10 protein-coding genes are annotated in these 9,140 nt (G+C 62.9%); 2 read left to right on the top strand and 8 right to left on the bottom strand.

Going from position 1 to position 9,140, the window contains the following annotated elements; genetic code table 11:
• From ENZ74_RS11990 to ENZ74_RS11955, 8 genes are all read right to left on the bottom strand, one after another.
• A partial coding sequence (locus tag ENZ74_RS11990; RefSeq protein ID WP_164761008.1) for a dihydroxyacetone kinase subunit DhaK occupies window positions 1-1,160 on the bottom strand: 1,160 nt, incomplete at its 3' end.
• Window positions 1,161-1,214: 54 nt separating this feature from the next.
• On the bottom strand, window positions 1,215-2,228 hold the full coding sequence (locus ENZ74_RS11985) for an ABC transporter ATP-binding protein (RefSeq protein WP_063169896.1): 1,014 nt from the start codon (window positions 2,226-2,228) through the stop codon (window positions 1,215-1,217).
• The gene (locus ENZ74_RS11980; RefSeq protein ID WP_013528081.1) at window positions 2,221-3,333 is read right to left on the bottom strand and encodes an ABC transporter ATP-binding protein; all 1,113 of its coding nucleotides are present in this window, start codon (window positions 3,331-3,333) and stop codon (window positions 2,221-2,223) included. Before ENZ74_RS11980 ends, ENZ74_RS11985 begins: the two co-directional genes overlap by 8 nt.
• Window positions 3,334-3,335: 2 nt before the next feature.
• Window positions 3,336-3,542 carry a hypothetical protein gene (locus ENZ74_RS11975; RefSeq protein WP_013528080.1) on the bottom strand — a complete coding sequence of 69 codons (207 nt, stop codon included), beginning with the start codon at window positions 3,540-3,542 and terminating at the stop codon, window positions 3,336-3,338.
• Window positions 3,539-4,489, bottom strand: coding sequence for a carbohydrate ABC transporter permease (locus ENZ74_RS11970; protein WP_013528079.1), 951 nt, complete (start codon window positions 4,487-4,489; stop codon window positions 3,539-3,541). Before ENZ74_RS11970 ends, ENZ74_RS11975 begins: the two co-directional genes overlap by 4 nt.
• Window positions 4,486-5,433, bottom strand: a complete 948-nt coding sequence (locus ENZ74_RS11965) for a sugar ABC transporter permease (protein ID WP_063169897.1) — start codon at window positions 5,431-5,433, stop codon at window positions 4,486-4,488. The genes ENZ74_RS11970 and ENZ74_RS11965 overlap by 4 nt, the downstream gene beginning before the upstream one ends.
• A gap of 109 nt (window positions 5,434-5,542) precedes the next feature.
• A complete protein-coding gene (locus ENZ74_RS11960) occupies window positions 5,543-6,874 on the bottom strand; it encodes an ABC transporter substrate-binding protein (RefSeq protein WP_127312784.1) in 1,332 nt (443 codons plus the stop codon).
• 277 nt (window positions 6,875-7,151) lie between these two features.
• Window positions 7,152-7,841 carry a PIG-L deacetylase family protein gene (locus ENZ74_RS11955; protein WP_063169898.1) on the bottom strand — a complete coding sequence of 230 codons (690 nt, stop codon included), beginning with the start codon at window positions 7,839-7,841 and terminating at the stop codon, window positions 7,152-7,154.
• Window positions 7,842-7,869: 28 nt separating this feature from the next.
• On the opposite strand from ENZ74_RS11955, the gene ENZ74_RS11950 reads away from it, so the two are divergent.
• Window positions 7,870-8,760: a DMT family transporter gene (locus ENZ74_RS11950; RefSeq protein WP_063169899.1), complete on the top strand. Its 891-nt coding sequence runs from the start codon at window positions 7,870-7,872 to the stop codon at window positions 8,758-8,760.
• Between the two features lie 47 nt (window positions 8,761-8,807).
• Window positions 8,808-9,140, top strand: a 333-nt coding sequence (locus ENZ74_RS11945) for a DEAD/DEAH box helicase (protein WP_348630694.1), incomplete at its 3' end; no start/stop codon positions are given.

The raw sequence follows: 9,140 nt of genomic DNA, 5'->3' as shown, positions 1-9,140 counted from the left end.
GTGTCGCCGTCGCCTGTTCTGGCGTCCAGTCCGTTCAAAGTCGCTTCGAGCGCGATCAGCCTTTCGCAGATGGTAACGAGAAGAGACCGGGTCCGCGCATCCTGGCTGGGCTTGCGTGCCACGCTTTGTCCGGCCGCTTTCGCCATCGGCACGACGGCAGGTGAAACAACCGGCTTTGCCGGTATCCAGGCATGCGGGCCGACCGGCGCCTGCAAGGCGGTTTCGCGCGCCGCATCCAGCCGGATCAGCGACAGCGAGAAGCCGTTCATGTTGAGCGCCGTCATCAGCGGGCCCGGCCCGATCGTCAGTTTGATGGTTTTGGCCAACGGCGAGGCAAGCACCGCATTGGCGATAACGGACATTTCCAGCGGCGGCACGGAGCCGAGATTGTTGATCAGCAAGGCGTAGGTGGCCTTGGGATCAAGCCGTGCCGCGAGGCGCTCCGCCATGATCGCCACCAGCCTGTCGGCGCTCTGCACCGCAATCCGCTCGACGCCCGGCTCGCCGTGAATGCCAAGGCCGAGTTCGCCATCGTTCTCGCCAAATCTGTCTTCGTGCGGCTGGCCCGGGATCGAGCAGGACGACAGCGACATGCCGAGCGAAACTATGTCCTTAGCCGCCGCCCGCGCCGCTGCCGCGATTTCAGCCAGATCGTGGCCGGCTTCCGACAGGTGGCCTGATATCTTGTGCACGAACAAGGTGCCGGCAACGCCGCGCGGCTGGGTGATGTCGGGCAAAGCGATATCGTCGGCGACAATGACCATCTCGACACGAAACCCTTCGGCGCGCGCCTTCTCTGCCGCCAGGCCGAAATTGAGACGGTCGCCGGTGTAGTTCTTGACGATCAGCAGGCAGCCGGCCGGGCCGGTGACCGCGCGAATGGCGGCCAGCACCGCTTCGACGCTTGGCGAGGCAAAGATCTCGCCCGAAACCGCCGCCGTCAGCATGCCCCTGCCGACGAAACCGGCATGTGAAGGCTCGTGCCCGGCCCCGCCGCCGGAGACGACACTGACTTTCGTCTTGTCCCAGTCGGCGCGCAGGACGACCTTGATCTCGGGATAGCCGTCGAGGCGCGCGAGATCGCCGGAGCCAATGGTTCGTAGCAGGCCGTCCAGCGCCTCGGTGACGATCGTTTCCCTGCGATTGAAAAAGTGCTTCATCGATTCGTCCCGTACTGGCAAAGTCAAAACCGGTGCTGAATCACCGAAAACCGCTCACATCAATCGCTGTCCATCGGCGCCGAAATACAGCGGCGCCCGGTAGCGGATCACCACTTTGTCGCCCTGCGCCAGATCCGTGTCGGGATCGGTCAGCGTCACCAGTTTCTTGGTGCCTACCGTCACATGCAAATGGTTCTGGTCACCGAGATGCTCGACCCAGTCGACAACGCCGTCAGCATGGCCATTCGCGGCCTTCGCGATCGTCAGATGCTCGGTGCGCGCGCCGATCGTCTTGGTGCCGGCCGGTGCGCCGCCGTCAGGCAGCAGCCCGGTCGGCAGAAGATTGATCGCCGGCTGGCCGAGCCTCGCCGCGACATGCAGGTTTGCCGGCTCTGAATAGATGGTGCGCGGCGAGCCGATCTGCACCAGCACGCCCTCGGTGAGGATGCCGATGCGGTCTGCCATCGTCATCGCCTCGATCTGGTCGTGGGTGACGTAAAGCATGGTGGCGCCGAGCTCGGTCTGGATGCGCTTCAGCTCGAGCCGCAGATCCGCCCGCAGCTTGGCGTCGAGCGATGACAGCGGCTCGTCCATCAGATAGATGGACGGTTTGTGCACCAGCGCGCGGCCGATGGCGACGCGCTGCATTTCGCCGCCCGAAAGCTTGGTCGAGCGGTTGGCGAGCTTGTGATGGATGCGCACCATCTTCGCCACCTCCTCGACCCGGCGGCGGATCTGGTCTTCCGGCATTTTCCGCGCCGGCGAGCGCAGCGGAAAGGCGAGATTGTCGAACACCGACAGATGCGGATAGAGCGAATATTGCTGGAAGACGAAGGCGGTGTCGCGCTCGGCCGGCGACAGCGTCGTGGCATTGTGTCCGCCGATCTCGATCGTGCCGCTGTCTGGCCGTTCCAACCCGGCGATGAGCCGCAGCGTCGTCGTCTTGCCGGCCCCGGTTGGCCCGAGCAGCACGACGAATTCACCATCTGCTATGTGCAGGTCGAGGCCGTCGACGGCGACATGGTCGCCGAAACTCTTGGTCACGTTCTTGATGTGCACCTCAGCCATGCTGGGCCCTCCGTTCCGAGGCGACATCGTGGATCGCGGTTCTCACCGCGCGGCCCGATCCCTTCTCGAACAGCGACAGCCGCGCGCTGCTCAGCGTCAGGCCGACATGGTCGCCGGTGGCGAGCCTGATTTCGGCCGGTACGCGTGCCTTGATGATGCCATCCGCCGTCTCCACCGCGACGATCTGCGTGGTGCCGAGATATTCGGTGCCGTAGATGGCGCCGCGCAATTTTGAGGCGTCGTCGAAGCGGATGTGTTCAGGGCGGATGCCGAGCGCCATGTCGCCAGGTGCGATGTCCTCGCGCACCTCCGGCACCGCGACCTTCGCGCCTTGCACGATGATCTCCCTGGCGCCCTTGGCGAGCCCGCCGCCAAATCCCAAAAAGTTCATCGGTGGCGAGCCGATGAAGTCGGCGACGAACATGGTCGCCGGGCGGTCATAGATTTCGCGCGGGCTTCCGAACTGCTCGATGACGCCATGGTTCATCACCGCGATCTTGTCGGCCATCGACATCGCTTCCATCTGGTCGTGCGTGACATAGACCGTCGTGGCATGGATGCGGTTGTGCAGTTCGCGCAGCTCGTGGACCATCAAATCGCGGAATTCGGTGTCAAGGGTTCCCAGCGGCTCATCCATCAGGAAGCATTTTGGCCGCCGCACGATGGCGCGGCCGAGCGCGACGCGCTGGCGGTCGCCGCCGGCAAGTCCGGAGACGGATTTGTTGAGCAGATGGTCGATGCGCAGCAGCTTCGCCGTTTCCTCGACCCGCGTGCGGATTTCGGCCGAAGGCATGCCTTGCGCCAGCAGCGGGAAGCCGATGTTCTTGCGCACATTCATGTGCGGATAGAGCGCGAACAGCTGGAAGACGAAGGCGATGTCGCGCTCGCGGGCCCGCAGCATGGTGACGTCGTCGCCGCCGAGCAGGATCTGGCCGCCGGTCGGCAGCTCAAGCCCCGCGATCATGCGCAAGGTCGTCGTCTTGCCGCAGCCGGACGGGCCGAGCATGACGAAGAACTCGCCATCCTCGACGACGAAGTTGGAATCCTGCACGGCGACGAAATCGCCGAAGGCCTTTCTCAGGTGCTGGACACGGATTTCGGCCATGATTATTCCGGGAATTTGGAGACGATGATGAACATCACGGTGCCGGCGAGCATGGTGATGAAGGAGTAGGTGTAGAGCGACAGCGCGAAGGGCTGGAACAGCATCAGGAAGCCGATGGCGATCAGCGCTGTCGCGATGTTTTCCATCAGCCCGCGCCGTGCCCAGGCCGGCCAGCGCGATTTGCGGTTCCCAGGCTTGGTCAAGCTCATTTGCGCACCGCGCCGAAGGTGATGCCGCGCAGCAATTGCTTGCGAAGCAGGATGGTGAAAACCAGGATCGGCACCAGGAAGATCGTCGTGCCGGCCGCGACCGCCGGCCAGTCCTGGCCGCCTTCGCCGATGATGGTCGGGATGAAGGGCGGCGCGGTCTGCGCCGTGCCGGAGGTCAGGAGAGCTGCGAACGCATACTCGTTCCAGGCGAAGATCAGGCAGAAGATGGCGGTCGCGGCTATGCCGGTCGTCGCCTGCGGCAGCACGGTGCGCCAGAAGGCCTGCAGCCGCGTGTAGCCGTCGATCATTGCCGCTTCTTCATATTCGCGCGGGATCTCGTCGATGAAGCCCTTCAGCAGCCAGACAGCCAGCGACACGTTGACCGCCGTATAGAGCAGGATCATGCCGAGCGCGGTGTCCGACAGGCCAAGCTCGCGGTACATCAGATAGATCGGAATGGCGACGGCGATCGGCGGCATGAAGCGCGTCGACAGGATGAAGAACAGGAGGTCGTCGGCGAGCGGCACCTTGAAGCGTGAGAAGCCGTAGGCCGACAGCGTGCCTAAGAACACGGCGCAGAAGGTCGAACCGAAGGCGATGATCAGCGAATTGACGAAGCGCGGCAGGAAGTTGGACGGACCGGCGATCACCATGTTGCGCTTGCGCGTGGTCTCGTCGCAGAAGCCCGTCGCCGGACCCAGCGAGTTGATGTATTCCGGCGTCTGCCGGGTCCGCGTCGTGAACAAATTGCAGTAGCCCTCAAGACTGGGCTGGAACAGGATCTTGGGCGGATAGGCAATCGAATCCGGCGGCGTCTTGAAGCTGGTGGCGAAGATCCACAGCAGCGGCACGATCGAGATCAGTGCGTAAAGCACGATGATCGTGCCGGCGATCCGTTTCGAGTTGCTGCTCGGTGCGACGACCGAATGGGCTGTGGTCAGGCTCATCTCTGCTTCACCTTGTTGAGCGCCTTGACGTAGATGTTGGCCAGGCCGAACACCGCCACGAAAAGGATGATGGCGAAGGCCGAGGAATAACCGGTGCGCCAGCTTTCGAAAGCCTGCCGCTTCAGCGTTATCGAGGCGACCTCGGTCGTCGAGCCCGGCCCGCCGCCGGTCAACAGATTGACCATGTCGAACATCTTGAAGTTCTCGATGCCGCGAAACAGCACCGCCAGCATGATGAAGGGCAGCGCCATCGGCAGCGTGATCGACCAGAACTGCCGCCAGTTCGAGGCGCGGTCGACCTCGGCCGCCTCGTAGATGTATTCGGGGATGGAGCGTAGGCCCGCGAGGCAGATCAGCATCACGTAGGGCGTCCACATCCAGGTATCGACGATGATGATCGACCAGGGCGCCAGCGACACGTTGGAGAGCATCTGAATATTGGTCGGCGGGATCCTCGTGACGAAGGAGATCGCATAGGCGAACAGGCCGATCTGCGGCTCATAGAGGAAGCGCCAGAAATTGCCGACTACCGCCGGCGACAGCATCATCGGCACCAGGATCAGCGTCGTCCAGAAGGCGTGGCCTCGGAACTTCCTGTCGATCAGCCAGGCCAGCGTGAAGCCGATCAGCGTCTGCAAAAGGATCGTCCAGAACACGAAATGCGCGGTCGTCTGCATGGCGATCCAGATGTCCTTGTCGCCGAGGATGCGCTGGTAGTTGGCAAGGCCGAGATTTTTCACCACCTCGTTCGGGCGGTTGGCCCGGTAGTTGGTGAACGACAGATAGATCGCCCAGAACAGCGGGAAGATGTTGATGGCCAGCAGCAACAGGATCGTCGGCGAGATGAACAGCCAGGCGAGGCCCTTGTCGCTGATGCCCCGGACCTTGCGGGCCAACGGTTCCGGGGTCGCCCGGGCAACGTTCTCCGCGGTCCGATTGAGCATGGTGAGTCCTGCTTCGGTCACTTGGTCGTCTCTGTCATGGAATTTATCTGAACTGCATCCCGTGCCAAGGGGCGGCACGGGATGCTTGGCTTAGCTCGGGAGGAGCTGGTTACATCTTGCCATCGTCCTGGAAGACCTGGGTCCAGTCCTTGACCAGGCCGTCGAGCGCATCCTTGGCCGAACCCTGGCCGGCGACGACATAGTCGTGGAAGCGTTTCTGCGAAGCCTGCAGCAGCGGGGCGTAGCTCGGCTCGGCCCAGAAGTCCTTCACGATGGCCATCGAGTCGAGGAAGGTCTGCGCATAGGGCTGGCTGGCCGGGAACTTCGGATCCTTGACCACCGCGTTGAGGCACGAATAGCCGCCGAGCGACCACCATTTGGCCTGCACGTCCTTGTTGGCGAACCACTTGATGTATTTCAGCGCCGCCTCCTGCTTGTCGGAATAGGACACCACGGAGATACCCTGGCCGCCGAGCTGGGCGAACTGCTCGCCGTCGGGACCCTTCGGGTTGACGAAGTAACCGATCTTGTCGCCGCCGACATTCTCGTCCTTCTGCAGGCCCGGCCATGTGAAGGCGAAGTTCATGTGCATCGCCACCTGGCCGGATTTGAAGGCATCGACGCCTTCGCCCATGTAGCTGTTCGAGGCACCGGGCGGCGTGCAGCAATCATAGAGCGCCTTGTAGAACTCCAGCCCCTTGACCGACTTGTCGGAGTTGACGAAGCCTTCCATTTCATAGGGCTTCTTGGGGTTTTCGTATTGGAAGCCATAGCTGTAGAGCACGTCCATGGCGCCCATGGTGATGCCTTCGGAGCCGCGCTCGGTGTAGATCGAGGCGCCATAGACGGTCTTGCCGTCGATCTCGCGCTTCTGGAAGAACTCGGCGACCTGCTTCAACTGGTCGAAAGTGGTTGGCGGGCCGAGGTCCCAACCGTACTTCTCCTTGAATTCCTTCTGCAGCTCCGGCTTGGAGAACCAGTCCTTGCGGTAGGTCCAGCCGACGACGTCGCCCATGGCCGGCAGCGCCCAGTAGTTCGGCGTGTTCTTCGGCCATTCCGAATAGCCGACGACGGTTGCCGGCACGAAATCGTCCATGCTGATCTTCTCCTTGTCGAAGAAGTCGTTCAGCTTGACGTAATGGCCGTTCTCGGCAGCGCCGCCGATCCACTGGCTGTCGCCGATGATCAGGTCGCACAATTTGCCGTGCGAGTTGAGCTCGTTGAGGAAACGGTCGGCATAGTTGGTCCACGGCACGAACTCGAATTTCATGCCGATACCGGTTTCCTTGGTAAAAGCCTTGGACAGTTCGACAAGCGCGTTGGCCGGGTCCCAGGCGGCCCAGCACAGGGTCAGGTCTTCAGCGTGCGCGACGTTCGCGACGGCTGTCGACGCTGTGATTGCCGAGGTCAGTCCCAACGCCAGTTTCAAGCTCGATTTCATGACTTCCTCCCATTTGCGAAACGCGCCCGGATGACGGTTTCAAAAAGCCCTCAACCCCTCTCCTCAGGGGCCCAAACATGGCGGCGCGGTTGCGCTGCAGATGTTTAGTAATTTGTTTAGTGATGCAATTTTTACTAAACAAGGCAAGCGAATTCGTTGCTGCGCCGCAGCATGCTTATGGCGATGTCTGAAAACGTTGGGAAAAGCGCGGGTCGCTGGCTGGTTTACCGAAGCTGTTCAGGCCGATTCTGACCGGGACGTGGGGCAGCCTCGGCTTTCAATCTACCCTTCTGGTGCTCACCATCACCTTGCGGATCGCCGGCGCCGGCGGCAGCAGCGCGCGGATATCGGCGAACGGGAACGACGGTTCGAAACGGAAGGCTTCGGCCGATGAGCCTTGCGCGCCGTTGCACTGGCCGGCGCGAAAGGCGTTCTGTGTCCGCGCAATGTCGACGAAGCGGTCGGGATCCTGCGATTGATGCATGCGGATCGCCTCGGCCTTGACGTCGGCATGGGCGGAAATGTCGACATAGTGCGTCGGCGAGAAACCGGTGCCGCCCATCGTGTCGGCATGCAGCACTGGGACGGCGAAAGACGCCGCGATACGAACGCCGTCCGACAGCGCGCGATGGTCTGCATGATAATCGTTGGGCGCATGCGTGATCACCAGATCCGGGCCGATTTGACCGATCAGTGCTTTCAGAGCTCCAATCAGCGCTGCATCGGCCACCAGCTCGCCGTCCGGGAAGTCGAGGAAGCGTGGCACTGCGCCTACCAGCGCGGCCGCGGCCGTTGCTTCGTCGCGACGGACACGAGCGAGAACAGCGGGATCACTTGTGCCGCCCCTGGCACCATCGGTGGCCATGGCAAAAGTGAGTTCTGCGCCTTGCGCAGCATAGGCGGCCATCGTACCGAACATGAAGATCTCGATGTCGTCCGGATGCGCACCGAGCGCCAGGATTTTCAAACCACTCTCTCCCCGGAATTGGAACAACGTGACGAACGGAATCCTGCTCGCCCTGATCGCCTACGCAAGCTATTCGGGTAGCGATGCCGTTGTCAAAAGCCTGGGCGGTCAGCTCACGATCTTCGAGATCGGCTTTTTCATAACCTTGTTCGCGGGCTTCTTCCTGTTCTTCACGCGGCCCGCGGGCGAACGCTGGCGCGATTTCTGGCGCACCAGAAGGCCATGGGCGGTGCAGGCGCGTGCCTGGGCGGGCATCGCTTCCGGCGTGCTCAGTGTCTACGCCTTCACCACCATTCCGCTGGCCGAGTCCTATGCGTTGATATTCCTGGCGCCGCTCTGCGTCACCATTCTCTCCACGGTGATCCTCAAGGAGAAGGTCGGCCCCTGGCGCTGGCTGGCAGTGGTCGCCGGTTTCGCCGGTGTCATGCTGGTGGTGCGGCCGGGCTTTCGCGAGCTCAATCTCGGCCACCTTGCCGCCTTCGGTGTTGCCTTCCTCGCCGCCACCAGCGTCATCCTGATGCGCTCGCTGGCGCAGCAGGAAAAGCGCACCACCATGCTCGGCGTGCTGGTCGGCTACGGCCTGCTGTTCAACGGCATCGGTGCCGCCGCCACCTCGTTCACCGTTCCCGACGGCAAGCAGTTGCTGTGGTTGGCGGCGGCCGGTGCCTTCACAGCAGGTGGACAATTCCTTCAACTGCTGGCCATGAAATACGCGCCTGCCAACCGGGTCGCGCCGACGCATTATTCGCAGATCGCCTGGGCGGTGATCCTCGGCGCGTTGTTTTTCCAGGAATATCCGGACGGGCTGTCGCTGGTTGGCCTGGCGGTCGTTGGCGGCGCCGGCCTGTTGACCATGGTGCGTGAGGAAGCGCGGCTGGGGACCGTGCGCTGGAACCCGTTTTCGCGTACCCGGCTTTGAACCGACTCTGGTTGCGCCGTGGCCGTAACCGCTGATATGCGGGCGCCATGACCACAAAACCCCTGCCGGAGCTTCCTGTGTCCGTCGTGCTGCCGGCGCTGAGGGAAGCGCTTGGCGATGGCAACAGCGCCGTGCTGGTGGCGCCGCCCGGCGCTGGCAAGACCACGCTGGTGCCGCTGGCGCTGCTTGACGCGCCTTGGCTCGGCGCCGGCAAGATCATCCTGCTTGAACCGCGCCGCCTCGCCGCTCGCGCCGCCGCTCGCCGGATGGCTGAGTTGCTTGGTGAGGAACCCGGCGCCACCGTCGGCTACGCCATGCGCATGGAAAACCGCATTTCGGCAAAGACCAGGATCGTGGTCGTCACCGAAGGCGTGCTGGCG

The sequence above is a fragment of the Mesorhizobium sp. M7A.F.Ca.CA.002.15.2.1 genome (assembly GCF_003998715.1).
GTDB classification, from domain to species: domain Bacteria; phylum Pseudomonadota; class Alphaproteobacteria; order Rhizobiales; family Rhizobiaceae; genus Mesorhizobium; species Mesorhizobium ciceri.
Note: the sequence above shows the minus strand (reverse complement) of the source record. Positions and strands in the feature narration are given on the sequence as shown.